A 26,983-nucleotide genomic window follows, 5' to 3' on the forward strand; every position below is an offset into this window, starting at 1 on the left:
CCGGCCGGTTCGCGTCGGCGCGGGCTCGTGGAGCGCGGCCCGCCACGGCGCGGGCCGCTCCGGCGCGCTTCCCGTGTGCGAGGCATCCTCAGCCCTAGGCTGGCGCCCGTGAAGAGCATCGAGCGGCGCGCCCGCGAGCACGCCACGAGCACTGCCGGCGGCCCCGACGGCGGGCGCGGGCGAGGCAGGAACTTCATGTCGGAACGCCCCCTCGTATGGTCGTTCATCGCCACGCTCGGCGTGCTCCTGGGCCTCGCGCTCGCGTGGACGCTGCTCAGCCTGTCGGGCGTGCTGTTCTCGGTGTTCGCCGCCATGTTCATCACGCTCGGCCTCGACCCGCTCGTCCGGTGGTTCCAGCGGCGGGGCATGAAGCGGGGCGTCGCGATCCTGACCGTGATCATCCTGTTCATCCTCGTGATCGCCGGCCTGCTCTGGCTCGTGCTGCCCCTCGTGATCACCCAGGCGGTCGCCCTCGTCGAGGCGCTGCCGCAGATGTACGCCAATCTGCAGGAGCAGCAGTGGTTCATCGACGCCTCGTCGGGCTCGGGCGGCGTGCTCACGACCGTCTACAACTGGGTCGTCGGCGTCATCAGCGACCCGAACACCTGGGCCACCATCGGCGGCGGGGCGCTCAACATCGGCCTCGCGATCGTCGGCGGGATCTCGTCCGCGTTCTTCATCTTCATCCTGACGATCTACTTCATCGCCACGCTCGACGCGTCGAAGGCCGCGATCTACACGCTCATCTCGGCCTCGCACCGGGCGCGGGTCGTCGACTACGCCGAGCGGATCATGCAGAACGTCGGACGCTACCTCAGCGGCATGGTCATCCTCGCGTTCTTCAACGCGACCTTCAGCTTCATCATCCTGCTCATCGCGCAGGTGCCGTTCGCCCTCGTGATCGCCGTCGCGGCGTTCTTCATCACGCTCATCCCGCTCATCGGAACCGTGCTCACCACGATCGTGATGACGGTCCTCGCGCTCTTCGTCTCACCGCTGTCGGGCATCATCGTGCTCGGCGCGATGCTCGTCTACATGCAGGTGGAGGCGTACATCCTCACGCCCCGCGTCATGTCGAAGGCCGTGCAGGTGCCCGGCTCGATCGTGCTCATCGCGGCCCTCGCGGGCGGCACGCTCGCGGGCCTGCCCGGCGCGCTCGTCGCGATCCCGGTGGCGGCCGGCATCCTCCTGATCATCAAGGAGGTCGTGGTCCCGGCGAAGGCGCGATCCTAGCGAGCGGATGCCTCGCGGTCATGCCAGATCGACGGCGCCTCCGCGCGCGTGGCCGGCAGCGCGACATCCTCGCCCCACCGCTCGATCCACTCGGGGATCCGCTCCCCCTCGAGCGCGCCGAACTCGGCGATGAGCTCGGACACGGGCACGGTTCCGCCCGACTTCCGCAGGAAGCGCGCCCGGATGAACCCCTGCGCGTACACCTCGGGGGCGCCGTCGGGTCGGGGGCGCACGAACCGCTGCTCGACGTAGACCGCCTTGTCGTCGTAGCCGACGAGCTTCGACTCGATCGTGAACCGCTGCCACAGGCTCAGCGACTTGCGGAACGTGATGGTCTCGCTCGCGACGACCGGGTACCAGCCCTTGTCGCGGAACGCCCGCCACACGCCGTTGCGCACGAGCATGTCGAACCGTGCGACATCCATGATCGAGAAGTACACGCCGTTGTTCATGTGCCGGTTGATGTCGAGGTCGGTCGGCAGGGTGATGAAGTTCGTGCGCGCGACGTCGTAGTGGCCGAGGTCGGGCTTGCGTCGCGCGAGGAAGAGCACGTGCAGCAGCGTGCGGAACAACATGTGCATAGTCCACGACTGTAGGCGCGATCCGTGGTCGATCCTCCATCGTTGGGGGGTCGCCACAGGTCGGCAGCGGATGCCGCGCGCCTGCGTTGTGCGGTTGCGTGAAGCCGCTGCGGGAGGCCGAGGGCGTCAGCGCGCGGCGTCAGCTGCCGCGCTCGACGCGGTAGCGCAGGTGCATGGCGAGCGCGCCCTGCTCGGCACCGAGCGGCTCGAGCTCGATGCGACGTCCGGCCGCGTCGGGGAACAGCCGCGTGCCGCCGCCGAGCAGGATGGGCACGAGGTGCAGCCGCACCTCGTCGACGAGGCCCGCGGTGAGCGACTGGCGCGCGACATCCGCCCCGCCCATGATGCAGACGGATGCCGCGTGCGCGACCGCCTTCGCGCGGTCGACCGCCTCGCCCACGCCGCCCGTGACGAACTCGAAGCGGGAGCCGCCGCGCTCGATCGGCTCGCGCTCGCGGCTCGTGACCACGAAGACGGGGCGTCCCTCGAACGCCTCGTCGTCGCCCCACGGCACCTCGCCGACGTCGAACGTGCGCCGGCCGATGACGAACGCGCCCGTGGTGTCGAACATGCGGGCGGCCACGCTGAGGTCGATCTCGTCGGGCGACGCGTCGGCGGCGCCCTCGGGTCCGAGCCCGTCGGCGCCCGGGCCGTCGCCGCCGCGCAGCCAGTCGTGCACGCGCTCCCCGCCGATGCCGAGCGGATGCTCGAGGCTCACGCCCGGTGCGGCGGTGAAGCCGTCGAGCGTCATCGTCATCTCGAGGAAGACGTGCGACATCCGCTCAGCCCTTGACGGGAACGTGCCGTTCGTCGGGCCCGTTGTACACCGACAGCGGACGGATGAGCGCGTTCGAGGCGAGCTGCTCCATGATGTGCGCCGTCCATCCCGTGACGCGGCTCGCCACGAAGAGCGGCGTGAACATCTCAGTGTCGAAGCCCATGAGGTGGTAGGTCGGGCCCGCCGGGTAGTCGAGGTTCGGCTTGATGTTCTTGCGCTCCGCCATGGCGTCCTCGAGCGCGACGTAGAGCTCCATCAGGTCGGGCCGGTCGTAGTACTCGACCATGCGCTCGAGTGAGTCGCGCATGGTCGGCACCCGCGAGTCGCCGTGCTTGTAGACGCGGTGGCCGAAGCCCATGATCTTGCGCTTCTCGGCGAGCGCCGAGTCGAGCCAGGCGACTGCCCGCTCGGCGCCGCCGTCGCCGGGACCGATCTCCTCGAACGCGTGCATGACGGCCTCGTTGGCGCCCCCGTGAAGAGGGCCCTTCAGCGCGCCGATCGCACCAGTGACGGCGGAGTACAGGTCGGAGAGCGTCGACGCGATCACGCGAGCCGTGAACGTGGACGCGTTGAACGAGTGCTCGGCGTACAGGATCATCGACACGTCGAAGGCGTTCACGACGGGCAGCTCCTGCACCTCGCCGAACGCCTGCCAGAGGAAGTTCGCCGAGTAGCCGAGGTCGTCGCGGGGCTCGACGAACTCGAGGTCGTGCCGACGGCGCTGGTCGTAGGTCACGATCGAGGGCAGCTTCGCGAACAGGCGGATGGCCTTGTCGAGGTTCGCCTCGGGCGAGTCGTCGGGCGTCATCGGATCGCTCGCCCCGATGACGCTCACGGCGGTGCGCAGCACATCCATCGGATGTGCCGTGACCGGCACCTCGTCGACGATGCGCTTCGTCCCGTGGTCGAGGCCGCGGAGCGAGCGCTCGCGCTCCTCGAACGCGGCGAGCTGGTCGTCGTCGGGCAGCTCGCCGTACCAGAGCAGGTACGCGACCTCCTCGAAGGTGACGGATGCCGCGAGCTCCTGCACCGGGTAGCCGCGGTAGAGCAGCGAGTTGGTCTCGGGGTTCACCTTCGAGATCGCGGTGAAGTCGACGGGCACTCCCGCCAGCCCCTTGTAGATGACCGGCTGCTGCGGTTGCGCGGCCTGCGTCTGGACGTCGCTCATCGTGCTCCTCATGGGATCTGCGGTTCGCACCAGCGCGTCCGCCCCCCAAGCCTACGGCGCGTCACGGGAAGACGGGCACCGCGGAGCCGGGGCGCGTCGCCTCCCACCACGACGTGAGGGCGAGCACGTGCCGGTCGGCGAACCGCGGGCCCGCGATCTGCAGGGCGATCGCCCGCCCGTCGGGGGCGAACCCGGCGTTGATGCTCGAGGCCGGCTGGCCCGACATGTTGTAGGGGACGGTGAACGCGATGTGCGCCATCCCGCGGTCGTCGTGGCCCCACGGCATCGGCCAGTCGGCGGGGAACGCGAGCATCGGCGCGACGGGCGAGAGCACCGCGTCGAACGGCGCCGTCGCCAGCACCGTGCGGCGGCGCAGCTCGCCGATCGCCTCGTACGCCTCGAGCGCTCGCGTGCCGCTCACGTCGGCGCCCCTCGCGACCCACTCCGCGATGTACGGGAGCACGAGCGCTCGTCGTGCGGCGCCGAGCTCGGCGTACGTGCGCCAGAACCGCACGCGCCAGAACGTGTCGACGTCGTCGAGCACGCCGTCGTCGATGAAGGCGGCCAGCTCGACGATCTCGGCGCCCGCGTCGGCGAAGCGGTCGGCGGCCGCCACCACGGCCGAGCGGATCGCAGGGTCGACGGGCATCCCAGCGCCGGCGTCGAGGTGCAGGGCGATGCGCAGCCCGGCGGGGTCGATATCGAGGTCGTCCCACGCGATGTCGGCGGGCGGGAGCGAGGTGTAGTCGCGCACGTCGGGCCGCGAGACGACCGCCATCCCGGCGGCGAGGTCGGCGACGGTGCGGGCGATCGGTCCCGCCGCGCGACCGAGGTACGGCGTGTCGATGGGGATGCGCCCGGCGCTCGGCTTCAGCGCGGCGAGCCCGAGCCAGGCCGCGGGGAACCGGACCGACCCGCCGATGTCGGTGCCGAGGTTCACGACGCCGAACCCGGCCGCCGCGGCCGCGCCGGCGCCGCTCGACGAACCGCCGACGGTGAGGTCGAGGTCGAGCGGGCTCCGGGTGACGCCGTGCAGGCTCGAGACGCCCGACGAGAGCATGCCCCAGTCGGGCATGGTCGTGGATCCGACGATCACGGCGCCGCCCTCGAGCAGGCGCGCGACGATCGGCGAGTCCGCCTCGGGCACCACCGGACTCGAGCCCGCGGTGCCGCCACGCGCCGGGACGCCGGCCCGGTGCATGTTCTCCTTCACGGTGACCGGCACGCCGTCGAGCGGACCGAGCGCCTCGCCCCGGCGCCACCGGGCGGCGCTGGCACGAGCGGCCGCGCGCACGGATGCCGCGTCGAACTCGGCGAACGCGTTCACCTCGTGCTCGCGCGCGGCGACGCGGGCGAGCACCGCCTCGGCGACCTCGACCGGACTCGTCGAGCCCGACGCGTACGACGCCGCGAGCGCACCGGCCGTCTGCGGGAGCGGTGCGGCGCCGGTCATGTCGGGCTCAGCGGGCGACGTCGAAGTTGAAGATCGAGGTGTCGAACCGGTTGTAGCCCTCGTAGTCGATGAGCTCGTAGAGGTCGGCTCGGTGCTGCATCTCGTCGAGCTTCGCGTCGAGCGATCCCGTCGCATGGAGCTCGTCGAGCGCACGCACGGCGGCGCCCATCGCGAGCCGCAGCAGCGACACGGGCCAGATGACGATGTTCATGCCGATGTCGGCGAGCTGCTCCACGGTGAAGAGGTCGCTCTTGCCGAACTCGGTCATGTTGGCGAGCAGCGGCACGTCGACGGCCGCGCGGATCGCGGCGAACTCCTCGAGCGAGGCCATCGCCTCGGGGAAGATGGCGTCGGCCCCCGCGTCGGCGAGGCGCTTCGCCCGGTCGACCGCGGCCTGCAGCCCGTCGACGGCGCGCACGTCGGTGCGCGCCATGATGAGGAAGTTCGGGTCGCGGCGCGCATCGACGGCGGCCCGCACGCGCTGCAGCGCGGTGTGCTCGTCGACGACCTGCTTGCCGTCGAGGTGGCCGCAGCGCTTCGGGTTGACCTGGTCCTCGATGTGCAGGCCGACGAGTCCGGCGTCTTCCATCTCCTGCACGGTGCGGGCGACGTTCATGGGCTCGCCGAAGCCCGTGTCGGCGTCGACGATCGCGGGCAGCTCGGTCATGCGCGTGATCTGCTTCGCGCGCCCGGCGACCTCGGTGAGCGTCGTGAGGCCGATGTCGGGCAGGCCGAGGTCGGCCGAGAGCACGGCGCCCGAGATGTAGACGCCCTCGAAGCCCTTCTGCTCGATGAGCCGCGCCGACAGCGGGTTGAACGCGCCGGGGAAGCGCATGATCCGACCCGTGTCGAGCCGCTCTCGGAAGAGGCGGCGCTTCTCGGCAGGGGACTTCTGGGCGTAGAGCATGGTTGGGCCTCCTCCGCTCCACCCTAACCGCGTGCGAGCGGCGCCCTGCCGCCGTCGGTAGGGTTCGCACATGAGGCCCCCGGTGACGGTGCGCCGAGCGCGTCCCGAGGACGCGTCGGAGATGGCGCGGGTGATCGTGCGCTCGTGGCGCGAGACCTATCGCGGCGTCGTGCCCGATCGCGTGCTCGACGAGCCGGGATTCCAGGCGGCGCGCGAGCGCTTCTGGACGGCGGCGCTCACCGACCCCCGCTATCGCCGGAACCGCATCGCGGTGGCCGAGCGCGACGGCGAGCTGATCGGCGTCGCCATGTCGGGGCCGGTCGACGACCGGGCGCTCGGATGGCGCCTCCACCTCTACGTGCTCTACGTCGTGGCGGCGGAGCACGGCTCAGGCGCCGGGCCCGCCCTGCTCGAGGCGGTCGTGCGCCCCGACGAGGACGTCGCCCTGTGGGTGGCCGACCCGAATCCCCGTGCGCAGGCGTTCTACCGCAGGCACGGGTTCGTCGCCGACGGCGCCGAGCAGGTCGACGAGAACGGCGTCCGGGACATCCGGATGCTGCGGCTCAGCGCGGACCGTAGGCGCGCATGATCGCCCAGTCGAACGCCCGGTCGGTGAAGAGCCAGCGCAGGGTGAGGAGCGCCTTCGCGCCGAACGGCACCGCGTAGCGGATGCGCGGCCGAGGGTCGGTCGCGGCCTTCGCGATCGCCAGCGCGACCACGCGCGGCGAGGCGCCGACGCTCGGACGGTCGGCGAGCTCGTACACCTCGGCGAGCCGCTTCGCCTGTCGCGCGTAGGCCGTGCCGCCCGACCTGGCGACCGCGCTGTCGGCCGCGATCCCGCCCCACTCGGTGCGGATCGTGCCCGGCTCGATGACCACGACGTGGATGCCGAACGGCCGCAGCTCGAGCCGGAGCGAGTCGCTCAACCCCTCGACCGCGAACTTCGTGGCGTGGTACCAGGCGCCGAGCGGCTCGTAGAACTTGCCGCCGATCGACGAGATGTTGATGACCCGGCCGCTGCCCTGCGCCCGCATGGTCGGGAGCACGAGCTGGGTGAGCCGCGCGAGCCCGAACACGTTCACCTCGAACTGCCGGCGCGCCTCCTCGAGCGGCACGTCCTCCAGCGCCCCGTACGACCCGTACCCGGCGTTGTTCACGAGCACGTCGATGCGGCCCTGCTCGCGGAGGATCCGCTCGACGCCCGAGGTCATCGACGCGTCATCCGTCACGTCCATCTCGAACACGTGCACGCCGTGCGCGGTCAGGCGGGCCATGCGGTCGACCCGCCGGGCTGCGCCGTAGACGGTGAGGCCGCGGCGGGCGAGCTCGAGCGCCGTCGCCTCGCCGATGCCCGAGGATGCCCCGGTGATCAGCGCGACGCCGCCTTCGGTCATGGCTAGAACAGGCCGGTCGGGATGTCGACGCCGACGAGGGCGCCGGGGGCCGCGGTGAAGGTGAGGCCGCCGAGCTCGTCGGGGCCCACCTCGGGGAGGCGCTGCGCGAGGTCGAGGAAGCGCTCGATCTCGGCCTCCTCGAGCACCCACTCCGCGAGCGTGCGGAACTTCTGCACGTACTGCTCGCGCGCGAACGGGCGGGCGCCGAGCGGGTGCGCGTCGGCGACGGCGATCTCGTCGACGATCTCGCCGCCGTCGGAGAGCTTGATGACGACCTTGCCGCCGAACGCCTTCTCCTCGATGTCGTTCGAGTGGTAGCGGCGCGTCCACTCGGGGTCCTCGACGGTCGACACCTTCTTCCACAGGTCGACGGTGTCGGCGCGGTGCGCCCGCTCCGGCGTGTAGGAGTCGTGGTGGTGCCAGGCGCCGTCCTGCAGGGCGACCGCGAAGATGTACGGGATGGAGTGGTCGAGCGTCTCGCGCGAGGCGTCGGGATCGTACTTCTGCGGGTCGTTCGCGCCCGACCCGATCACGTAGTGGGTGTGGTGCGACGTGTGCAGGGTGATCGACTCGATGCGGTCGGGGTCGTCGAGGATGAGCGGGTACTCCTCGTGCAGCTTGCGCGCGAGGTCGATCCACGCCTGGGCCTGGTACTCCGCCGAGTGCTCCTTCGTGTAGGAGTCGAGGATCGCGCGCTTGGCCTCACCGGACTCGGGCAGCGGCACCTCGTAGGTCGCGTCGGGCCCGTCGAGGAGCCACGCGATCACGCCGTCCTCGCCCTCGTAGATCGGCACGGGGCTCGTCTCGCCGCGCATCGCGCGGTCGACCGCCTCGACGGCCATCTTGCCCGCGAACGCCGGGGCGTGCGCCTTCCACGTGGAGATCTCGCCCTTGCGCGACTGCCGCGTCGCGGTCGTGGTGTGCAGCGCCTGGCCGATGGCCTGGAAGATCGTCTCCTGGTCGAGGCCGAGGAGCGTGCCGATGCCCGCCGCGGCCGACGGCCCGAGGTGGGCGACATGGTCGATCTTGTGCTTGTGCAGCGAGATGGCCTTCACGAGATCGACCTGGATCTCGTAGCCGGTGGCGATGCCGCGCACGACGTCGCGGCCGGTGAGCCCGCGACCGGCGGCCAGATGCTGGGCGACCGCGACGATCGGCGGGATGTTGTCGCCGGGGTGCGAGTAGTCCGCGGCGAGGAACGTGTCGTGGAAGTCGAGCTCGCGCACGGCGACGCCGTTCGCCCAGGCGGCCCACTCGGGCGACGTGCGCCGCGCGGCATCCGCACCGAAGACCGTGGCGCCGTCGCCGCCGATCGAGACCGGGTGCGCGAGCGCCTGGCTGCGGGCGGAGACGACCGGCTTGCGGGCGAGCGAGGCGGCCGCGACCGCCGCGTTGTCGATCACCCGGTTGACGACCATGTCGACGACCTCGTCGTCGAGCTCGACGGGATCGGTGGCGACCCCAGCGAGCTGCCAGGCGAGCTGGCCCTCGCGGGCGAGGTGCTCGTCACTCCGGTGGGTACGCAGGTGGTGGCTCTTCACGCCCCCAACCGTATCGAATGGCGGGTGCGGATGCCCCTGAGCCACGGGGGGCTTGCGCATCGCGGCCCGGTCGGGCGCTACTCGACCACCGGGGTGCGGTCGGGCCAGACGCCCTCGTGCACCTGCGCCGTGATGACGTCGGAGGCGAGGTGCGGGTCGACGCCCTCGAGCGTCGACGGACTCCACTTGGGCGAGCGGTCCTTGTCGATCACCTGGGCGCGGATGCCCTCGCGCAGGTCGTGCTGCTCGATGAACCACGACACGAGGCGGAACTCCTGCTCGAGCGCGTCCTCGAGGCTCGGCAGCGTGCGGGCCCGACGCACCGACTCCAGCGTGACCGTGAGCGCCGTCGGCGACAGGGTCTCGAGCTCGTCGGCGGCCGCGGCGGCGTAGGCGGATGCCGCGGGGTCGAGCGGATGCGCCGGGAACGAGCTCGACGCCGCATCCGGAGCGCCTTCGGCGAACGCCCGCAGCCGCGTGATGATCTCGCGCACGGTGGGCGCGGAGTAGCAGGCGTCGACCCAGTCGCGCGCGAGCGCGAGCCCCGACGGGCCGGGCGTCTCGTCGAAGAGCATCACCATCTCGGCGGGGGTGCCGGGGTCGGCGCGCTCGGCGAGCGCCTGCAGCAGGTGCGGCAGCCGCTCCGACGGCACGAACGCGTCGGCGAAGCCGGCGTGCAGCGCGTCGGCGGCGTCCATAGTGCGGGAGTTGAGCGCGAGGTGCACGCCGAGCTCGCCGGGCGCCCTCGCCAGCAGCCACGAGCCGCCCACGTCGGGCGTGAAGCCGATGCGCGTCTCGGGCATCGCCACGCGTGAGCGCTCGGTGACGACGCGGATCGCGGCGTGGCCGGCGAGGCCGATGCCGCCGCCCATGGTGATGCCGTCCATGATGGCGACGACGGGCTTCGGGTAGCGCGCGATGAGGGCGTCGAGCCGGTACTCCGCCCGGAAGAAGTCGCGTGCCTCGCCCGCGTTGCCGTCGACCGCGTAGGAGTAGAGCTCGCGGATGTCGCCGCCGGCCGAGAAGCCGCGCTCCCCCGCGCCGTCGAGCACCACGAGCCCGACCTCGGAGTCGTCGATCCACGACTCGAACACCTCGGTGAGCTCGCGGATCATCTCGTAGCTCAGGGCGTTGAGCGCCTGGGGGCGGTCGAGGGTGACGTGTCCGACCCCGTCGTCCACCGTCACCGAGATCTGGTCGCTCACGGTGCCACCGTAGCCGCATCCCCGCCGGTCGCGTAGCCTCCAGTTCAGGAGGAGTCATGATCGAATCCGCGTTCCCGATCCTCGAGGTCTCCGACGTCCGGGCTGCGCTCGCGTTCTACCGCGACGCGTTCGGCGGCGTCGTCACGTACGAGTTCCCCGGCGAGGACGGCACGCCCGTCTACGTCTCGCTCGCGGTCGGGTCGTCGTCGCTCGGCATCGGACTCGCCGAGGATCCGCCCGCGCCCGGAAACGTGCTGCTCTGGTTCTACGTCGACGACGTCGACCGGATGACGCGAGAGCTCGAGGCGGCCGGGGCATCCGTCGTCGAGGAGCCGCTCGACCAGCCGTGGGGCGAGCGCACCTCGCTCGTGACCGACCCGTTCGGCACGCGCATCCGGCTGGGCGCGGCGATCGCGCCGCCGCCCGAGGAGGAGTAGCCCGGCGCCCCCGACGCTTCAGCCGTCGGAGTCCGACACCAGTCGCACGACGCCGACGTCGGTGCGCAGGCGGAAGCCGAGTCGTTCGTACAGCGCGATGGCGGCGGAGTTCGACGCGTACGCGTGCAGGAACGGGACCTCGCCGCGCGCGAGGACCCGCTCCGTGACCGCCGTCGAGAGCATCGCCGCGTAGCCGTGTCCGCGATGGTCGGGATGCGTGCAGACACCGCTCACCTCGGTGAACCCCTCGGGCTTCATGCGCTCGCCCGCCATGGCGACCAGCCGGCCGTCGACCTTCACCCCGAGGAATCCGCCGAGCTCGTGCGTGCGCGAGCCGAACGGGCCGGGCTTCGTGAGCGTCGCGAGCGCGAGCATCTCGGGCGCGTCGGCGGCGCCGAGCGGCACGAGGTCGACGGATGCCGCGACCGGCGCCAGGCGGTCGAGCACGAGCTGCACGCCCGGGGCGTCGATCGTCGTGCGGGTGCCGGACGGGCGCGGGATGTCGCCGCGTTGCAGCAGCACCACCGGCCCGTGCACGTCGACCAACGCCGACAGCGCGTCGAGGTGCGCGGCGTCGTCCTCGCCGATCGCGGCGAACGGGCCGACCTCGGGGTCGAAGCGGCGGGCGAGGGCGTCGCCCGCCGAGAACCCGGCCTGCCGTGTGGTGAGCGCGCTCCAGATCGGGCGGTCGAGCGGATGCCGCGTCATCGCGCCACCCCCTCCGCGAGCCGTGCCGCGCGGCGGTCGATCGGCTCCGCGTCGAGCCGGGCTTCGAGCTCGGCGAGCTGCGCGAGCAGCGGACCCTCGAGCCCGGCACATGCCTCGGCGACCGCCGCCTCGACGTGCGGCCAGACCGCCGCGCGGGCTCGGGACACCACGTCGTCGCCGACCTCCGTGAGCCGCACCGACCGCCGCCGCCGGTCGGACGCCTCGCTCGCCACGGTCACCAGCCCGTCGTGCGCGAGTCGCGTGACGCTGCGGGTCACCGCGGGCTGGCTCACGCCGACGGCGTCGGCGAGCTCGCCCACCGTCAGGCCGCCGGGGCGGTCGAGCGCAGCGAGCAGCGGGAACGCGCTCGCGGGCACGGCCAGGCCGTCGGCGGCGATGAACCGGGTCGTCTCGCCCTGCAGGCGCTCGCCGATGCGCTTGAGGCGGGTGCCGAGCGCGAGGTGGCCCAGCTGCTCCACGACGTCGTCGACCATGCCGCATCCTCTCGCTGGTCCGAAATTACATAACACGTTATATACCCTGTTATTCGAATGCAAGGGTGCGGGCGTACCATGCTCGGGTGGTCCCCCTCGAGAACCTGGGTGCGTTCGTCCTCGCGTCGATCGTGCTCATCGTCATCCCCGGCCCGAGCGTGCTGTTCGTGATCGGGCGCTCGCTCGCGCTCGGGCGCCTCGGCGGCCTGCTCAGCGTGCTCGGCAACGCCCTCGGCATGCTGCCCCTCGTGGCAGCGGTCGCCCTCGGCGTGGGCGCCATCGTGGCGCAGTCGGTGGTGCTCTTCACGATCATCAAGTTCGCTGGCGGCCTCTACCTCGTCTACCTCGGCATCCAGGCCATCAGGCACCGAGCGGATGCCGCGGCCGCCGTGAACGGCGACGTCCCGACGCGATCGCACTGGCGCCAGCTCGGCGAGGGATTCGTCGTGGGCATGACCAACCCGAAGACCATCGCCTTCTTCGTCGCGGTGCTGCCGCAGTTCGTCGACTTCCACGCCGGCTCGATCCCGCTGCAGCTGTTCGAGCTCGGCGTCGTGTTCGTCGTGCTCGCCCTTTTGTGCGACTCGATCTGGGCGATCGCCGCGAGCGCCGCGCGCGACTGGTTCGCGCGGTCGCCGAAGCGCGCCGCCCACCTCGCCGCGACCGGCGGCGTCATGATGATCGGGCTCGGCGGCGTGCTCGCCCTCAGCGGGAACAAGCACTGAGCAGGAACACGCACGGACCGACGACGGCCACTGAAGGACTGAACCACGGGAGGGAGTGGTCATGACCGACTCCGAACAGCAGGTCCCCGCACTCGGCGAGAAGGCCGGGCAACTCGGCGAGAAGGCCGGGAGGAAGGCGAAGCGGACCTGGAAGGACCTCACGCCGCAGGAGCGGACCGGCTCGATCCTCACGGGGCTGATCCAGCTCACGCTGGCGGCGATCGCGTGGACCGACCTCGCCCGCCGGCCCGCGAAGTACGTGCGCGGCCCGAAGCCGCTGTGGGCGCTCGCCATCACGATCAACTTCGTGGGGCCGATCTCCTACTTCGTCTTCGGACGGTTGCCCGACCGCGCCGCCCAGCGGCGCAAGCGTCGCGCGAAGCGCTGAGCCCGCCGCTCCGGTGGTCGAGTAGCGCCCGGCGAAGCCGGACGCGTATCGAGACCCGTGCTGCGTCTCGATACGCGTCGCCTGCGGCGGCGCTACTCGACGACCGGGCACGCGTCGCCTGCGGCGGCGCTACTCGACGACCCGGGTCAGGAGCTCCAGAGGGCGGGCACGAGCACCCAGATGACCTCGGCCCCGCCGTCGCCGGCGACGCGCCAGCTGTGCGGCTCGTGGCCGTTGAAGGTGAGGCTGTCGCCGGGGCCGAGCTCCCAGTCCTGGTCGGAGAACCGCACCTCGATGCGGCCCGAGAGCACGTGCAGCACGTCGACGTCGGCGGCGACCGCGTAGAGCTCCTCGCCCCCGTGCCCGCCGGCCTCGATGACCGAGCGGATGACCTGCACGCGCGACTCCGAGCGCGGCGAGAGCAGGCGCTCCTCGGTGGCGACGCCGCCGAGGTTGATGCGGGGACCCGTGCCGGCCGGCACGAACTGCACGTCGGGCGCCTCGAAGAGCGATCCGACCGAGATCGAGAGCACGTCGCACAGCGTGATGAGCGACGAGACGCTCGGCGAGGTCATGTCGCGCTCGACGCGCGAGAGGAACCCCTTCGTCAGCCCGGTGATGCGGGCGACCTCGTCGATCGTCAGCTGCTGCGCCTTGCGCGCGGCGCGCAGGCGGGAGCCGATCGCCACGCGGCGGGTGTTCGGTTCCAGCGGCATCGGGCGCATGATGCTGCCACGCTATCGGGTCAGTCGCGCGTGGCGGTGGGCGTCAGGATGCCGCGGGCCAGCCCGTGGAAGAAGCACCGTGCGCCGAGCACCGCCGACGTGGCATCCGGGTCGAGGTCGAGGCTCGGCACATCGAGCGCGTGCACGACGAAGTGGTACCGGTGCACGCCCGTGCCGCGCGGCGGCGCCGCGCCGATGAAGCCGCGCGTGCCGTCCTCGTTCCGCAGCACGATGACGCCGTCGGGGAGCGCCGGCCCGCCGGGCGACCCCGCACCCGACTCGAGGCTCGTGATCGACACCGGGATGTTCGCGACAGCCCAATGCCACCATCCCGAGCCGCTGGGCGCGTCAGGGTCGAGGCACGTGATCGCGAAGCTGCGTGTGCGTTCGGGGAACCCCGACCACGACAGCTGCGGCGAGCGATCGACGCCGCCTGCGGCCGCGCTCCACTGCGGACGAGCGAGCGGCTCCCCCTCGGCGACGTCGGTGCTCGTCACCGTGAACGACTCGACCGGTCGCAGTCGCTGGAGTGCCTCGTAGGGATGGACGTCGAGCATCGCGATCCTCCTCGTCGGATGGGCGGGTGCCGTCGTCGCCAGCCTACGTCGCCCGTTCCGCGACCGGGAGGCGGGTCCGGCGGGTCGGCGGATTCGCCGCGGGATCGGGTCGGGCGCGCGTGGGGCACTCGGGGACACTCGGGCGGCTCGCGGCATCCGCTCGTATGATCGCGGGATGCCCGTCGCCAAGATCCTGCTGTACTACGCGTTCACGCCGCTCGCCGACCCCGAGGCCGTGCGGCTGTGGCAGCGCGACCTGGCCGAGTCGCTCGGGCTGCGCGGGCGCATCCTCGTCTCGAAGGACGGCCTCAACGGCACGCTCGGCGGCGAGCTCGGCGCGCTCAAGCGCTACGTGCGCCGCACCCGCGACTACCCCGCGTTCAAGCACGTCGACTTCAGGTGGAGCGAGGGCACGGGCCTCGACGAGGCCGGTGCGAGCCTCGACTTCCCGAAGCTCAGCGTGAAGGTGCGCGACGAGATCGTCTCGTTCGGCGCACCCGGCGAGCTGCGGGTCGACGACGACGGCGTGGTCGGCGGCGGCGCACGCCTGTCGCCCGACGAGCTGCACGAGCTCGTGGCGACGCGCGGCGACGAGGTCGTGTTCTTCGACGGACGCAACGCGCTCGAGGCGCAGATCGGCCGGTTCCGCGGCGCGATCGTGCCGCCCGCCGACACGACGCGCGACTTCGTGGGCCTGCTCGACGCCGGCGCATACGACCACCTCAAGGCGCGACCGGTCGTCACCTACTGCACGGGCGGCATCCGCTGCGAAGTGCTCTCGAGTCTCATGGCGAACCGCGGCTTCGGCGAGGTGTACCAGCTCGAGGGCGGCATCGTGACGTACGGCGAGCGCTTCGGCGATCGCGGCCTCTGGGAGGGCTCGCTCTACGTGTTCGACGGCCGCGGCTCCGTCGACTTCAGCGACGACGCCGCGGTGATCGGCCGATGCGCGGGCTGCGACGAGCCGACGAACCGCACCGCCAACTGCCCGGATGCCGCGTGCCGCCGCCAGTTCGTCGTGTGCGCGTCGTGCGACGCGGTCGCCTGCGAGGAGCACGCGGCCGTGCACGCCGTCACTGCAGCGGCCGCCGCCGTCTGATTCCCTGGCTCAATCGTCCCGTGAACCTCACCAGGTAGCGCAGCGCCGGCACCATCGGATCGGTGATCATGTTCACGAGCACGATCGACGCCGTCCCTGCCTCCCGATCGATCATCAAGGCGCCCGAGTGACCACCCGACTGGCCGGGATGCATGGTGATGGTTCGAGGGGGGTGCTCCTCCAGGCACCAGAAGTACCCGAACCGGATGTCCTTGTCCCAGCCCGGTGCAGCCGGCTCGAGGGCGGCGCTGTCGCTCAACCTCCCGTCGAGCACCGCCTGGGCGTAGGCGACCAGGTCATCCAGCGTCGCGTCGAATCCGCCGGCCGGTCCGTAGGCTCCGGTCGCCCACGCCTCCACCGGTTGCCCGCCTGGACGGTGGCCGCCCGCGTGGGTCGCGGGGACGTCCTCCGGTGCCTCGACGAGGACGGCGCCGTCCATCGGATGCCGCGGGGCGAGCGACGGTCGTCGTCGGTAACATCGCCCGCATGGTCGTGGAGCTGACCGTCGAGCAGGCACGGCGCATCGCGGTGCGCGCCCAGGCACTTGAGGCGGAGCGCCCCGGCGGCGTGCTCGACGCGATCGGGCGGCTCACGTTCGTGAAGGTCGACCCCGTCTCGGCCATCGCGCCGAGCGCCGACGTGGTGCTCTGGAGCCGACTCGGCGAGGCGTACGACCCGGCCGAGGTGACCGCCGGGCTCGAGGTCGACCGCACGCTGTTCGAGCTCGACCTCATGGTGCGGCCGATGGCCGACCTCCAGATCTTCCGCCCGATGATGCGCCGGTGGCCCAAGCACGAGCGCACCCGCAACTGGATCGAGGCGAACGACGCGTTCCGCCGCGACATCCTCATCCGGCTGAGCGGCTCGGGTCCGCTGCCCGCGTCCGAGATCCCCGACACCTCGGCCGTGCCGTGGTCGTCGACGGGGTGGACGAACGATCGCAACGTCACGATCATGCTCGAGTGCCTCATGATGCGCGGCGACGTCGCGATGTCGGCCCGTCGCGACGGGCAGCGGCTGTGGGACCTCGCCGAGCGCGTCTACCCCGAGGTCCCCGAGCTCGAGGCATCCGACGCCTACGTGCAGCGGAACGAGCGGCGGCTCGCGTCGCTCGGCATCCTGCGCGAACGTAAGGCGGGCGGGTCGCCGGCGGAGCCCATCGACACGCGCGGCATCGGCGAGCCGGCGCACGTCGAGGGCCTCCGGGGAACCTGGCGTGTGGACCCCGCTGCGCTCGAGCACGTCGACGAGCCGCTCGCCGAGCGCACCGCGCTGCTGTCTCCGCTCGACCGCCTCGTGTTCGACCGCAAGCGCCTCGAGGAGCTCTTCGGCTACGAGTACGTGCTCGAGATGTACAAGCCGCGAGACCAGCGCCGGTGGGGGTACTGGGCGATGCCGATCCTGCACGGCGACCGGCTCATCGGCAAGGTCGACGCGACCTCCGACCGGGCCGCCGGGATCCTGCGGGTGGACGCGATCCATGAGGACGAGCCGTTCACGCGCGACCTCGTCGAGGCGGTGTTCAGGGAGCTCGACTCGCTGGCCGGGTGGCTCGGGCTCGAGATCGGCGGCCGCGCGGTGGGGCTCGCATAGCCGCGGCCTCCGGTCACCGCATCCGGTCGCGGCATCCGTCGGTCAGCCCAGCAGCCCCCTGGCGGCCAGGTTCCGGTAGAGCGCGTCGATGCCGAACGTCCACGGCGCCGCGGCCTCGCTCGAGCGCACGCGGTTGACGAGCGCGCCGAGCCTCGGCTCCGAGATGCGCACGAGGTCGCCGTCGTGGTGGGTGAAGCCACGGCCCGGCGCGTCGCGGTCGTCGACGGGCGCGAACATCGTGCCGAGGTAGAGCACGAATCCGTCGGGATACTGGTGGTGCGCGCCGATGACGTGCCGCGCCAAGTCGGCCGGATCGCGGCTGATCCGGCCGAGCTCGCTGACGCCCTCGAGGCGGAAGGCGTCCTCGCCGTCGATCTCGAGCCGAACGACGGATCCGCGAAGCGCGTCGAGGTCGTAGGTGTCGTCGAAGAGCCGGATGAACGGCCCGACGGCGGCGGAGGCGTTGTTGTCCTTCGCCTGGCCGAGCAGCAACGCGCTGCGCCCCTCGACGTCGCGCAGGTTCACGTCGTTGCCGAGCGTCGCGCCGACGATGCGGCCATCGGATGCCACGACGAGCACCACCTCGGGCTCGGGATTGTTCCACTCCGACACCGAGTGCACGCCGACGTCGACCAGGGTGCCGACGGTCGAGAGCACAGGCGCCTTCGTGAACACCTCCGCGTCGGGGCCGATCCCGACCTCGAGGTACTGGCTCCACCAGCCGCGCTCGACGAGGAGCGCCTTCAGCTCGGCCGCCTCGGGCGACCCCGGCCGGAGCGCGTCGAGCGACCCCCCGATCGTCGCGCCGATCTCGTCGCGGATCGCCGCCGCGGCATCCTGGTCGCCGCGGGCGCGCTCCTCGATCACGCGCTCGAGCATCGAGACGGGGAACGTGACGCCCGCGGCCTTCACCACGTGCAGGTCGATCGGGGAGAGGAGCCAGGGCCGGTCGGGGCGGCGAAGCTCGGGCGGCGTGTTCGTTGCGAGCTCGTCGAGTGAGCCGAGCACCGGGCCGTCGGCGGCGCGTGCCGCAGCTGCCGGATCCGCCAGCTCGGTGAGGCTGCGCATCGTCGGGAACGCGGCGGAGACGTCGACCACGCCCGACTCGCGCACGACGACGACGCTCGGGCCCGCGGCATCCGGCACCCAGGCGCGCCCGACGAGCGTGCCGGACACGCCGTCGAGCGGGAGGAGCTCGGCTCCCGACGGCCACGCGGTGGTCGAGGGCGTCGTCATCGTCGTCTCCGTTCGTCGGGCCGCTCCGGGCCGCTTCGGCTCTCGCCGGATCGAGTCTGCCAGACATCCGATCAATCGCACGCGCAACAGCCGCGGACACACCCGATCGGGGCGGCGAGACCCGGAATGGTCAGGCCGACGCCGGCACCCGCGGCAGCCGTCGGTCGTTGCGGCGCGCGTAGTCGCGAGCCGCCCGACTCGAGAGCGCCAGCATGATGAGGATGTCGAGCGCGAGCGTGAACAGCGTCTGGTCGAGGGCGATGTTCTGGTCGCCGGCCCACCAGGCCGCGAACGTGCCGCTGATGCTGAGTGTCGAGAACACCATCACGACGATCCGCGGCCAGTTGAAGCCGAGGTAGATGAGCAGGGCCATCACGAGGTCGAACAGCAGCAGCACGCCGCCGAAGGCCAGGACGACCCACAGCGCGGCGCCGACGGCCGGGTCGTCGGGGTCGATCGGCACGTCCTCGAACTGCTCGGCGATGAGGTCGTTCCACTGCGCGGCGAGCGCGATGAGCCAGACGATGCCGGCGAACACCCGCAGCAGCACGAGCGCGGCGCCCATCGACGTCGGGACCGGCCGGCGCATCCGCGGGTCGCGTGGTCCCGCCTGCGCGAGCTCCGACGCCGGCTCGAAGGCCGGCCGCTTGGTGGTGTCGCGACTCACGGGGTCCCCCCGGTGACGGATGCCGCGGACGGCACTCCCCCGTCGACGGATGCTGCGGCGGCCGGACGCGCGCCCGCGGCATCCGTCACCGCGACCGCGCGCAGGTCGACGACGGGCAGGTCGCCGTCGGTGCGGATCGTGTCGCCGCCGCCGTTGCGGGAGTGGTATCCCGTCGAGAAGTCCGTCAGCACCGTGACCGCGACCGCGGGATCCGCCGCGCGGAGCGTGGCGATGATGTGATCGCGCTCGATGTCGGTGTCGGCGTCGATCTTGTGGGTGACCTGCAGGGTGAACAGCGAGAGCCCGACCGCGCGGTCGAACGTGCCGGCGGCGAGCCAGTCGACGCGGGCGCCGCCGGGCAGGAGCCACCCGTCGGGGCAGCGCCAGAAGCGCACGTGGTGGCGCTTGGCCGGGTTGCCCTCGACCTCCTGCTGGAACGCGTGGTCCTGCATGCGGCCGAAGAGGAAGAGCGGGCTGACGGGCGCCTCGTCGTAGCTGCGCCGTGTGATGGTGGACCTCACGATGCGCCAGCTCGACCGCAGGGTCACGTCGTCGGCGCGCGTCCACTTCGCGGCGGCCATCGCCGCGAGCAACTGCTCGTCGTCGCCGAGCAGGGCGAGGTTCACGGGATCGCCGAGCAGCCCGTCGCTCGTGCGCGTGCGCCCCATGAAGTAGTCGGGCACGTAGATGGTCGTGAGGATCCGGTGGATGCGCGGCAGCACGAGGTAGGCGAGCACGAGCCAGAAGGCGAGGAACACGAGGATCCCCCACCAGCCGAACGCGAACGACTCGCTGAGCAGGAGGTAGGCGAGCCAGAGCGACGCGAGACCGGCGAACACGAAGAAGAAGCCGTCGAGCATCGCGTTGATCGAGAACCGGCGCCGCTGCACCGGTTCGACCGTCGCGCCGTTCCCCTCGGCGCCCGCCCCGCCCATGCCTGCATCGTAGCCCCACCCGTTCTCACGGACCCCGCGGCCGACCGACCCGGGCGGGCGCTCAGCCGAGATGCGCGAGGAGGTCGTAGCCCACGTCGTCGACGCTCTCCGAGCGGTTGGCGAGCACGATCGCGGCGGTGCCCGCGGTGCGGTCGATGACCATGATGCTCGTGAAGCCGCCGGTCATGCCGTTGAGGGACAGGATCACGTGGTCCCGGTCGTCGTCCGCACTCCAGAAGTAGCCGATGCGCGTGCCCCCGCCGCCGCCCTCGACGGTGTCGGTCTGGGCGGCGCTGTCGGTCAGCGGTCCGTCGATCACGGCGGACGCGAACGCGACGAGGTCGTCGACGGTCGCGTGGATGCCGCCGGCCGGCGCGAAGGCGCCGAGCGACGAGGGTTCAGCGGGCGAGCCGCCGGCCCCGAAGCCGCCGGCGTGCTGCGGGTCGACGTCCCCGTCGTCGATGGGCACCGAGGCGCCGTCGAGCCCGAGCGGGTCGAGCAGGCGCTCCGAGAGGAGCGTGGGGTAGTCGGTGCCCGCCGCCTCCGCGAGGGCCTGCCCCACGAGCGCGGCGCCGAGGTTGCTGTAGCCGAAGCCCTGCCCGGGCTGCACCTCCACCGTCCGCGTGAGCTCGAGCAGCTCGTCGACCGTCTCATCGACGCCGTCGCCGCCGGCGTCCACGTCGGCCTGCGCTCGCTCCACCCACTCGGGGTCGGTCGGGAAGATCGGCAGGCCGCTCCGGTGCGCCGCGAGGTCGCGCAGGGTGACGGATGCCGCGGGCGCATCGCCGAGGTCGAGATGGTCGCCGAGCTCGTCCTCCAGCTCGACCTCGCCGCGCTCGACGGCCTCGGCGAGGAGTTCGCCCGTGAAGACCTTGGTGATGGATCCGATCTCGAACACGGTCGTCTCGTCGGCGTCGAGGAACGCCCGACGCACCTCGTCGCCGTCGATCACCGCGACCGCCACCCGGTCGGTCTCGGTGAGGAACGACGGCCGGATGAGCCGGAGGAGCTCGGCATCGCCGGTGGCATCCGTCGACGGCACGTCGGCAGCCGGATCGGACGTGCCGGCGCACGCCGTGAGGGCGAGGCATCCGATGACGACGAGCACCGGGAGCGTGCGCCTGGCGGCGGATCGACGGGATCGCATCGCTTCATCGTAGGAAGCGGCGGCGATCGTGCGCCGACCCCAGTCCGCGGGGGCCGGCCTCGTCGTAGGCTCTCGCCCATGGCCTACGACGTCGCGCGCATCCGATCCCTGTTCCCGTCGCTCGAGAGCGGCTGGGCCCACTTCGACGGACCGGGCGGCACGCAGACCCCGCGCCCCGTGGGCGACGCCGTGGCATCCGTGCTCACCGGGCCGCTCTCGAACCGCGGCACCGTGGGCGAGTCCGAGGAGCGCGCCGAGGCGGCGGTGCACGGCTTCCGGCTCGCGATGGCGGACCTGCTCGACGCGCACCCGCGCGGCATCGTGCACGGGCGCAGCGCGACCCAGCTGATCTACGACTTCTCACGGAACCTGTCGCGCGACTGGGCAGAGGGCGACGAGGTGATCGTGACCCGGCTCGACCACGACGCGAACGTGCGGCCGTGGGTGCAGGCCGCCGAGCGCCGCGGTGCCACCGTGCGCTGGGCCGAGTTCGACCCGGCCACGGGCGAGCTGCCGACGGATGCCGTCGCCTCCCTGCTCTCGGACCGGACACGTGTGGTCGCCGTCACGGGCGCGTCGAACCTCATCGGCACGATGCCCGACATCCCCACGATCACCGCCGCCGCGCACCAGGCCGGCGCGCTCGTGTTCGTCGACGGCGTGCACCTGACCGCGCACGAGCTGCCCGACGTCGAGGAGCTGGGCACGGACTTCTTCGTCTGCTCGCCGTACAAGTTCCTCGGGCCGCACTGCGGCGTGCTCGCAGCGCGCCCCGAGCTGCTCGAGGGCATCATGCCCGACAAGCTGCTGCCCGCCACGAACGTCGTGCCCGAGCGCTTCGAGTTCGGCACGCTGCCCTACGAGCTGCTCGCGGGCGTCACCGCCGCGGTCGACGTGCTCGCGGGGCTCGACCCCGAGGCCGCCGAGGCGGCGGAGTCGCGGCGCGAGCGCCTGGCGGCGTCGTACGCGGCGCTGCACGAGCACGAGGAGACCCTGCGCGCGCGGCTCGAGGCGGGCCTCCGCGAGCTGCCCGGCGTGGAGATCCGCTCGCGCGCCGCGCGGCGCACGCCGACCCTGCTCGTCACGTTCGACGGTCTCGACGCGTCCGAGGTCACCCGCTCGCTCGCGGCGGGCAAGGTCCTGGCTCCGTCGGGCAACTTCTACGCGCTCGAGGTGTCGCGGCACCTCGGCCTCGGCGACGAGGGCGGACTGCGCATGGGCCTCGCGCCGTACACCGACGCGTCAGACGTCGACCGGCTGCTCGAGGGGCTCGCCGCCGCCGTCGGGGGCGCCGCCTAGGCTGTGCGGATGACCATCGCCGAGACCGCCGAAGCACTCCGCCGCCTGCACGCCGAACCCGAGCTGCTGCAGGTCGTCAACGTCTGGGACGTGGCGACCGCCCGCGCCCTCGCCGCCCTGCCGGGCACGCGCGCGATCGCGACCGCGAGCCACTCGATCGCGGCCGCGTTCGGGTACCCCGACGGCGAGCAGATCCCGGTCGACCTCATGCTCGACATGGCGGGGCGCATCGCGCGCGCCGTCGACGTGCCCGTGAGCGCCGACCTCGAGGCTGGGTACGGCGACGCGGGCGAGACCATCCGTCGCGCGGTCGGCGAGGGCATCGTCGGCGGCAACCTCGAGGACCAGTTGAAGCCGATCGCCGAGTCGGTGGCCGCGGTCGAGGCCGCCGTCGCCGCTGCGGAGGCCGAGGGCGTGCCGTTCGCGCTCAACGCGCGCACCGACGCGTTCGTGCACGGCCGCGACCGTGGGCGCGACGTCTGGATCGCCGACGCGATCGAGCGCGGGCGCGCCTACCTCGACGCGGGCGCGACCACCGTGTTCGTGCCGGGGAACTTCGGCGAGGACGTCGTCGTCGAACTCGTCGCCGGCCTCGGCGAGCAGCGGGTGAGCCTCATCGGGCTGCCCGACATCCCCGCGCCCGCACGGCTGCAGGAGCTCGGCGTCGCACGCGTGTCGTACGGGCCCCTCCCGCAGCGCGTCGTGCTCGCCGAGCTGCAGGACCTCGCGAGCTACCTCTACGACGGCGGCACCCTGCCGCTCGCACCCCGTCCGCGCGGCTGAGGCCCGCGGCATCCGCTCGCCCTGCTCGCCCGCTCGGCGGAGGCGAGCTTCGGCTCTCCCCCACGCGGCGGATGCCCCATGCCCGCGCCCCTCGCTAGGGTGGCGTGCATGGCGGCGGGAATCCCAATCGAGATCACGGGGCTCAGCAAGCGATTCGGACCGGTGACCGCGGTCGACGATCTCAGCTTCACGGTCCAGCCCGGACGCGTCACCGGGTTCCTCGGGCCCAACGGCGCGGGCAAGACCACGACCCTGCGCGTGCTGCTCGGCCTCGTGCGCCCGAACTCGGGCACCGCGACGTTCGGCGGCACCCGGTATCGCGACCTCGCCCGCCCGCTCGAGACGGTGGGCGCCGCGCTCGACGCGAACTTCCACCCCGGTCGCTCCGCGAAGCAGCACCTCGCGGTCTACGCGACCGCGGCCGGCATCCCGAAGTCGCGTGTGCCGGCCGTGCTCACCATGGTCGGGCTCTCGGAGTTCGCGCGCCGCCGGGTCGGCGGGTTCTCGCTCGGCATGCGCCAGCGCCTCTCGCTCGCCTACACGCTGCTCGGTGACCCGGGTGTGCTCGTGCTCGACGAGCCGATCAACGGGCTCGACCCCGAAGGCATCCGGTGGATCCGCGGCTTCCTGCAGAGCCTCGCGAAGGAGGGGCGCACGGTGCTCGTGAGCTCCCACCTGCTCAGCGAGGTGCAGCAGAGCGTCGACGACGTCGTGATCATCTCGCGCGGACGGCTCGTGCGCAGCGGGCCGCTCTCGAGCCTCCAGATCGGCGCCGCGCCGCGCACCATCGTGGAATCTCCCGACCTCCTCCGCCTCGCCGCCGCGCTCGACCAGGCCGGCCTCGAGTACACCGAGGAGGGCGCGGGGTTCATCGTGGAGGAACCCGACCCCGGCCGGGTCGGGCACGCCGCGTTCGTCGGCGGCGTCGAGCTCAGCGCCCTGCACCAGGTTGCGGCGGGGCTGGAGGACTCGTTCCTGTCGCTCGTCGGCGACGACGGGTCGGAGGGCACGCCGGGACTCGAACCCGTGCACGTCGGCGGGAGTGAGGGGCGATGACCGTGTTCCGCTCGATCGGCTCCGAGTTCCAGAAGGTCTTCACCACCCGCATGTGGTGGCTGCTCGCGATCCTGCTCGTCGCGTACGTGCTGTTCCTCGCGGGCGGGTTCGGCGCATTCCTCGGGTGGGCCGTCGAGAATCCCGATGCCGCGGAGAACGTCGGCAACACGCAGCTGCCGCCCGGCATCCAGCTCGGACCGCTGCTCTACAGCTTCGCCTCGTCGGTCGGCTACGTCTTCCCCGTGCTGCTCGGCGCGCTCGCCGTCACGGGCGAGTTCCGGCACAAGACGCTGACGCCGACCTTCCTCGCCGTGCCGCGCCGCTCGGTCGTACTCGGCTCGAAGTACGTGTCGGAACTCGTGCTCGGCGCGGGCTTCGGCGTCATCGCGTTCGCGACGTCGGTCGCCGGCGGGGCCGCGGCCCTCTCGGCGTTCGGGCTCGACACCGGCCTCGACGAGACCGACACGTGGGCGCTCATCGGCCGTGGCGTGCTCGCGATGGCGCTCTGGGCCACCATCGGCGTCGGCCTCGGTGCGCTCGTGCCGAACCAGGTCGCGGCGATCGTGATCGTGCTGGCGTTCACGCAGTTCGTCGAGCCGATCCTTCGGCTCGGGGCATCCCTCAACGACGTCACGGCGCAGATCGGGCAGTACCTGCCCGGCGCGGCGAGCGATGCGCTCGTCGGCGCCTCGTTCTACACGATCGCCTCGGTCGGCTCGTCGGAGATGCTCGAGTGGTGGCAGGGCGGGCTCGTGCTCTTCGCGATCGGCGCCGTGGCGACGATCCTCGGCGGTGCGACCACCTGGCGGAGGGACGTGACCTGATCGTGGACCTCGCCGAGCTGCGGACCCTCCGGCTCCACGTGCAGGGCCTCCGGGCGCCGTTCGACGCCTCGGGTCCCGAGGTCGTGCGCCGGTTCGCGGCCGTGCAGGCGCAGGAGTTCCTGCCGGCGCAGTGGGGTCTCGCCGCCCGTGTCCCCGACGATCGGCGACCGGATGCCGCGACCCTCGCCGCGGCGCTCGACGACGGCGCGATCCTCCGCACGCACGTGCTCCGGCCCACGTGGCACTTCCTGCATCCCGACGACGCCCGCTGGATCATGGAGGTCTCGGCCGAGCGCGTCTACGGCGCGAGCCGCACGTACATCCGCCGACTCGGGATCGAGGGCGAGACGGCGACCCGCGGCCTCGAGCTCGTGGCGGCGGCCCTGGCGGGCGGCCACCGCACGCGAGCGGAACTGGGTGCGGCGCTGGAGGCCGGCGGGCTGCCGCTGACGGGCCTGGCGCTCACGTACCTGGTCATGCTCGCCGAGCTCGAGCGCGTCGCCATCAGCGGCGCCAACGCCGGCAAGCAGCGCACCTACGCCGCCTTCGACGAGCGGGTGCCGCCGTCGGCGCCGCGTCCGCGCGAGGAGGCGCTGGCCGAGCTCGCCGCGCGGTTCATCGCCTCGCGCGGACCAGTGACCGAACGCGACTTCGCCGCATGGTCGGGCTTCACGCTCGGCGATGCGCGTCAGGCGTTCGCGGATGCGGCCGACCCCGAGGGCCTGGGCGGCGGACGCATCGAGGAGCTCGACGTCGACGGCGTCGTGCACGTGCTCGACGCGGCATCCGTGGCCTCGTTGGAACCGGCCGAGCCGGTGTCGGATGCCGCGGCGCCGGTCGTCGACCTGCTGCAGGCGTACGACGAGTACATCATGGGCTACGCGCCGCCGCGCTCGTACCTGCAGCCGCCGGGCCGCTCGGATCCGGTGCACCCCGAGTTCCCGCTCCACGCCCTCGTGATCGACGGCACCATGGCCGGGCGCTGGGCCCCGGTCGTCGAGGCGAAGCGCGCACGGGTGCGGATCGTGCCGTGGCGCGAGTTCACCCCTGCCGAGGAGCGCGCGCTCGCGGCGTCCGTCGCCGAGGTCGAGCGCTTCCTCGGGCAGCCGGTCGCGGTCGAGCGCGAGCCGATCCCGTCGGCCTGACCCGTCGCGGGCCACGCGCCCGCTACGATCGCGCCATGGCCGTCATCGGGAGCATCTTCGTCGCCCTCGCCGCGCTGCTGCACGGCTACATCTTCCTCATGGAGAGCGTGTGGTGGACGCGCCCCTCGACCTGGAAGCGCTTCGGCGTCGCCGACCAGGCGGCCGCCGACACGACGAAGCCGATGGCCTACAACCAGGGCTTCTACAACCTGTTCCTCGGGATCGGCGCGACGCTCGGCCTGGTGCTCTACTGGGCCGGCGCGATCGCCCCGGGCAAGACGCTCGTGCTCTTCACGACGGCGTGCATGGTGCTCGCGGCGGCGGTGCTCACCACGACGGGGCGCGGCTACATCCGGGCGGCGCTCATCCAGGGCACGCTGCCGCTCATCGGGTTCGTGCTGTTCGTCTTCGCCTGACGCCGCCGCCGAAGCCGACGCCGCCGAGCTCGCGGGGCGCCGCCTGCGACTCGCGGTTCAGTCGCGCGACGCGTCGGCCTCGGTCGGCGGCTCGGTGAGCTTGAGGCGATCGATGAGGCGCGCCGACTGGTTGGTGCTCAGGATGATGCGCGTGAACTCGCCCGCCGCGAGCTCGAGCACGACCGCCTGCCGCTTGCCCTTGATGATGACGAAGTCGGTGCCGCCGTGGTACTTCCACACGCCTACCGCCACGACGAGCGGGATCTCGGAGCCGCGCCGGCGGATGCCGCGGATCCACACCCAGGGATCGTCGGTGATGGTCGCCGAGCGGATGTCGTCGCGTTGCACCACCAGGTCGTCCGAGCGGAACGCGAGCGCCTTCTCGGCCGGAGTGAGGTGAACCTCGATCCGGTCGCTGTGCACGCGAAGCTGGGCCATGCCTTCCATCCTGCCCGAGCCGACCGACGCGCGCCGTGTCGCCACCCCACA

Annotated in this window: 31 protein-coding genes; 13 read left to right on the forward strand and 18 right to left on the reverse strand. The window is 72.3% G+C overall.

Translation table 11 applies throughout. The features are described 5' to 3' along the window. Positions 1-108 precede the first annotated feature (108 nt). A complete protein-coding gene (locus ACWEOH_RS07325) occupies positions 109-1,233 on the forward strand; it encodes an AI-2E family transporter (protein ID WP_452029584.1) in 1,125 nt (374 codons plus the stop codon). On the opposite strand, the gene ACWEOH_RS07330 is transcribed toward ACWEOH_RS07325, so the two are convergent. From ACWEOH_RS07330 to prpB, 5 genes are all read right to left on the reverse strand, one after another. Further along, complete coding sequence (locus tag ACWEOH_RS07330; RefSeq protein WP_452029586.1) at positions 1,230-1,808, reverse strand: thioesterase family protein; 579 nt, start codon at positions 1,806-1,808, stop codon at positions 1,230-1,232. The two genes, ACWEOH_RS07325 and ACWEOH_RS07330, sit on opposite strands and share 4 nt — an antisense overlap. Before the next feature lie 145 nt (positions 1,809-1,953). After that, the gene (locus ACWEOH_RS07335) at positions 1,954-2,592 is read right to left on the reverse strand and encodes a dihydrofolate reductase family protein (protein WP_452029588.1); all 639 of its coding nucleotides are present in this window, start codon (positions 2,590-2,592) and stop codon (positions 1,954-1,956) included. Between the two features lie 4 nt (positions 2,593-2,596). Further along, on the reverse strand, positions 2,597-3,760 hold the full coding sequence (locus tag ACWEOH_RS07340; protein WP_452029590.1) for a bifunctional 2-methylcitrate synthase/citrate synthase: 1,164 nt from the start codon (positions 3,758-3,760) through the stop codon (positions 2,597-2,599). A gap of 61 nt (positions 3,761-3,821) precedes the next feature. Next, on the reverse strand, positions 3,822-5,213 hold the full coding sequence (locus ACWEOH_RS07345; RefSeq protein ID WP_452029592.1) for an amidase: 1,392 nt from the start codon (positions 5,211-5,213) through the stop codon (positions 3,822-3,824). 7 nt (positions 5,214-5,220) lie between these two features. Beyond that, on the reverse strand, positions 5,221-6,120 hold the full coding sequence (gene prpB / locus ACWEOH_RS07350; protein WP_452029594.1) for a methylisocitrate lyase: 900 nt from the start codon (positions 6,118-6,120) through the stop codon (positions 5,221-5,223). 70 nt (positions 6,121-6,190) lie between these two features. Between prpB and ACWEOH_RS07355 the strand changes: the two genes are divergently transcribed. Then, positions 6,191-6,709: an N-acetyltransferase family protein gene (locus ACWEOH_RS07355; RefSeq protein WP_452029596.1), complete on the forward strand. Its 519-nt coding sequence runs from the start codon at positions 6,191-6,193 to the stop codon at positions 6,707-6,709. On the opposite strand, the gene ACWEOH_RS07360 is transcribed toward ACWEOH_RS07355, so the two are convergent. The 3 genes from ACWEOH_RS07360 to ACWEOH_RS07370 form a co-directional block, all read right to left on the reverse strand. Further along, the gene (locus ACWEOH_RS07360; protein WP_452029598.1) at positions 6,684-7,514 is read right to left on the reverse strand and encodes an oxidoreductase; all 831 of its coding nucleotides are present in this window, start codon (positions 7,512-7,514) and stop codon (positions 6,684-6,686) included. The two genes, ACWEOH_RS07355 and ACWEOH_RS07360, sit on opposite strands and share 26 nt — an antisense overlap. Before the next feature lie 2 nt (positions 7,515-7,516). After that, complete coding sequence (locus tag ACWEOH_RS07365; protein ID WP_452029600.1) at positions 7,517-9,055, reverse strand: MmgE/PrpD family protein; 1,539 nt, start codon at positions 9,053-9,055, stop codon at positions 7,517-7,519. Between the two features lie 77 nt (positions 9,056-9,132). Further along, positions 9,133-10,260 carry an enoyl-CoA hydratase/isomerase family protein gene (locus ACWEOH_RS07370; RefSeq protein WP_452029602.1) on the reverse strand — a complete coding sequence of 376 codons (1,128 nt, stop codon included), beginning with the start codon at positions 10,258-10,260 and terminating at the stop codon, positions 9,133-9,135. 56 nt (positions 10,261-10,316) lie between these two features. On the opposite strand from ACWEOH_RS07370, the gene ACWEOH_RS07375 reads away from it, so the two are divergent. Beyond that, positions 10,317-10,697: a VOC family protein gene (locus tag ACWEOH_RS07375; protein ID WP_452029604.1), complete on the forward strand. Its 381-nt coding sequence runs from the start codon at positions 10,317-10,319 to the stop codon at positions 10,695-10,697. Positions 10,698-10,715: 18 nt separating this feature from the next. On the opposite strand, the gene ACWEOH_RS07380 is transcribed toward ACWEOH_RS07375, so the two are convergent. Together ACWEOH_RS07380 and ACWEOH_RS07385 are read right to left on the reverse strand one after the other, a co-directional pair. After that, positions 10,716-11,405: a GNAT family N-acetyltransferase gene (locus tag ACWEOH_RS07380; protein ID WP_452029606.1), complete on the reverse strand. Its 690-nt coding sequence runs from the start codon at positions 11,403-11,405 to the stop codon at positions 10,716-10,718. After that, complete coding sequence (locus ACWEOH_RS07385) at positions 11,402-11,899, reverse strand: MarR family winged helix-turn-helix transcriptional regulator (protein WP_452029608.1); 498 nt, start codon at positions 11,897-11,899, stop codon at positions 11,402-11,404. Before ACWEOH_RS07385 ends, ACWEOH_RS07380 begins: the two co-directional genes overlap by 4 nt. An 86-nt stretch (positions 11,900-11,985) precedes the next feature. Between ACWEOH_RS07385 and ACWEOH_RS07390 the strand changes: the two genes are divergently transcribed. Then, positions 11,986-12,624, forward strand: coding sequence for a LysE family translocator (locus tag ACWEOH_RS07390; RefSeq protein ID WP_452029610.1), 639 nt, complete (start codon positions 11,986-11,988; stop codon positions 12,622-12,624). Between the two features lie 61 nt (positions 12,625-12,685). Next, positions 12,686-13,012 (forward strand): PLD nuclease N-terminal domain-containing protein, encoded by a 327-nt coding sequence (locus ACWEOH_RS07395; RefSeq protein WP_452029612.1) that lies wholly within the window; start codon positions 12,686-12,688, stop codon positions 13,010-13,012. A gap of 146 nt (positions 13,013-13,158) precedes the next feature. Here the strand turns inward: ACWEOH_RS07395 and ACWEOH_RS07400 are convergent, their stop codons facing one another. Both ACWEOH_RS07400 and ACWEOH_RS07405 read right to left on the reverse strand, forming a co-directional pair. Beyond that, positions 13,159-13,737: a helix-turn-helix domain-containing protein gene (locus tag ACWEOH_RS07400; RefSeq protein WP_452029614.1), complete on the reverse strand. Its 579-nt coding sequence runs from the start codon at positions 13,735-13,737 to the stop codon at positions 13,159-13,161. A 20-nt stretch (positions 13,738-13,757) separates the two neighbouring features. Next, positions 13,758-14,294: a YbhB/YbcL family Raf kinase inhibitor-like protein gene (locus ACWEOH_RS07405; protein WP_452029616.1), complete on the reverse strand. Its 537-nt coding sequence runs from the start codon at positions 14,292-14,294 to the stop codon at positions 13,758-13,760. A gap of 175 nt (positions 14,295-14,469) precedes the next feature. Here ACWEOH_RS07405 and trhO point away from each other — a divergent pair, with 175 nt between their 5' ends. Further along, on the forward strand, positions 14,470-15,393 hold the full coding sequence (gene trhO / locus ACWEOH_RS07410; RefSeq protein WP_452029618.1) for an oxygen-dependent tRNA uridine(34) hydroxylase TrhO: 924 nt from the start codon (positions 14,470-14,472) through the stop codon (positions 15,391-15,393). Here trhO and ACWEOH_RS07415 read toward each other — a convergent pair. Continuing rightward, positions 15,368-15,832 carry a serine hydrolase gene (locus ACWEOH_RS07415; RefSeq protein ID WP_452029620.1) on the reverse strand — a complete coding sequence of 155 codons (465 nt, stop codon included), beginning with the start codon at positions 15,830-15,832 and terminating at the stop codon, positions 15,368-15,370. The two genes, trhO and ACWEOH_RS07415, sit on opposite strands and share 26 nt — an antisense overlap. Before the next feature lie 47 nt (positions 15,833-15,879). Here ACWEOH_RS07415 and ACWEOH_RS07420 point away from each other — a divergent pair, with 47 nt between their 5' ends. Then, positions 15,880-16,986, forward strand: a complete 1,107-nt coding sequence (locus ACWEOH_RS07420) for a DNA glycosylase AlkZ-like family protein (protein ID WP_452029622.1) — start codon at positions 15,880-15,882, stop codon at positions 16,984-16,986. A 42-nt stretch (positions 16,987-17,028) separates the two neighbouring features. Here the strand turns inward: ACWEOH_RS07420 and ACWEOH_RS07425 are convergent, their stop codons facing one another. From ACWEOH_RS07425 to ACWEOH_RS07440, 4 genes are all read right to left on the reverse strand, one after another. Then, positions 17,029-18,222, reverse strand: coding sequence for a fumarylacetoacetate hydrolase family protein (locus tag ACWEOH_RS07425; RefSeq protein WP_452029624.1), 1,194 nt, complete (start codon positions 18,220-18,222; stop codon positions 17,029-17,031). A gap of 130 nt (positions 18,223-18,352) precedes the next feature. Continuing rightward, a complete protein-coding gene (locus ACWEOH_RS07430; RefSeq protein ID WP_452029626.1) occupies positions 18,353-18,889 on the reverse strand; it encodes a hypothetical protein in 537 nt (178 codons plus the stop codon). Further along, positions 18,886-19,824, reverse strand: a complete 939-nt coding sequence (locus ACWEOH_RS07435; protein ID WP_452029628.1) for an LssY C-terminal domain-containing protein — start codon at positions 19,822-19,824, stop codon at positions 18,886-18,888. Before ACWEOH_RS07435 ends, ACWEOH_RS07430 begins: the two co-directional genes overlap by 4 nt. Positions 19,825-19,885: 61 nt before the next feature. Further along, positions 19,886-20,971: a serine hydrolase domain-containing protein gene (locus ACWEOH_RS07440; RefSeq protein ID WP_452029629.1), complete on the reverse strand. Its 1,086-nt coding sequence runs from the start codon at positions 20,969-20,971 to the stop codon at positions 19,886-19,888. A gap of 78 nt (positions 20,972-21,049) precedes the next feature. On the opposite strand from ACWEOH_RS07440, the gene ACWEOH_RS07445 reads away from it, so the two are divergent. The 6 genes from ACWEOH_RS07445 (at position 21,050) to ACWEOH_RS07470 (ending at position 26,494) form a co-directional block, all read left to right on the forward strand. Beyond that, a complete protein-coding gene (locus ACWEOH_RS07445) occupies positions 21,050-22,270 on the forward strand; it encodes a cysteine desulfurase-like protein (protein ID WP_452029631.1) in 1,221 nt (406 codons plus the stop codon). 9 nt (positions 22,271-22,279) lie between these two features. Continuing rightward, positions 22,280-23,053 (forward strand): isocitrate lyase/PEP mutase family protein, encoded by a 774-nt coding sequence (locus ACWEOH_RS07450; protein WP_452029633.1) that lies wholly within the window; start codon positions 22,280-22,282, stop codon positions 23,051-23,053. Between the two features lie 108 nt (positions 23,054-23,161). Further along, the gene (locus ACWEOH_RS07455) at positions 23,162-24,109 is read left to right on the forward strand and encodes an ABC transporter ATP-binding protein (RefSeq protein ID WP_452029635.1); all 948 of its coding nucleotides are present in this window, start codon (positions 23,162-23,164) and stop codon (positions 24,107-24,109) included. Then, positions 24,106-24,933, forward strand: a complete 828-nt coding sequence (locus tag ACWEOH_RS07460; protein WP_452029637.1) for an ABC transporter permease — start codon at positions 24,106-24,108, stop codon at positions 24,931-24,933. Before ACWEOH_RS07455 ends, ACWEOH_RS07460 begins: the two co-directional genes overlap by 4 nt. Before the next feature lie 2 nt (positions 24,934-24,935). Continuing rightward, complete coding sequence (locus ACWEOH_RS07465) at positions 24,936-26,078, forward strand: winged helix DNA-binding domain-containing protein (RefSeq protein WP_452029639.1); 1,143 nt, start codon at positions 24,936-24,938, stop codon at positions 26,076-26,078. 35 nt (positions 26,079-26,113) lie between these two features. After that, on the forward strand, positions 26,114-26,494 hold the full coding sequence (locus tag ACWEOH_RS07470; protein WP_452029641.1) for a DUF1304 domain-containing protein: 381 nt from the start codon (positions 26,114-26,116) through the stop codon (positions 26,492-26,494). A 57-nt stretch (positions 26,495-26,551) separates the two neighbouring features. Here ACWEOH_RS07470 and ACWEOH_RS07475 read toward each other — a convergent pair whose 3' ends face one another. After that, complete coding sequence (locus tag ACWEOH_RS07475) at positions 26,552-26,932, reverse strand: hypothetical protein (protein WP_452029643.1); 381 nt, start codon at positions 26,930-26,932, stop codon at positions 26,552-26,554. Between the last annotated feature and the right edge of the window lie 51 nt (positions 26,933-26,983).

The organism is Agromyces sp. NPDC004153 (genome assembly GCF_053603635.1).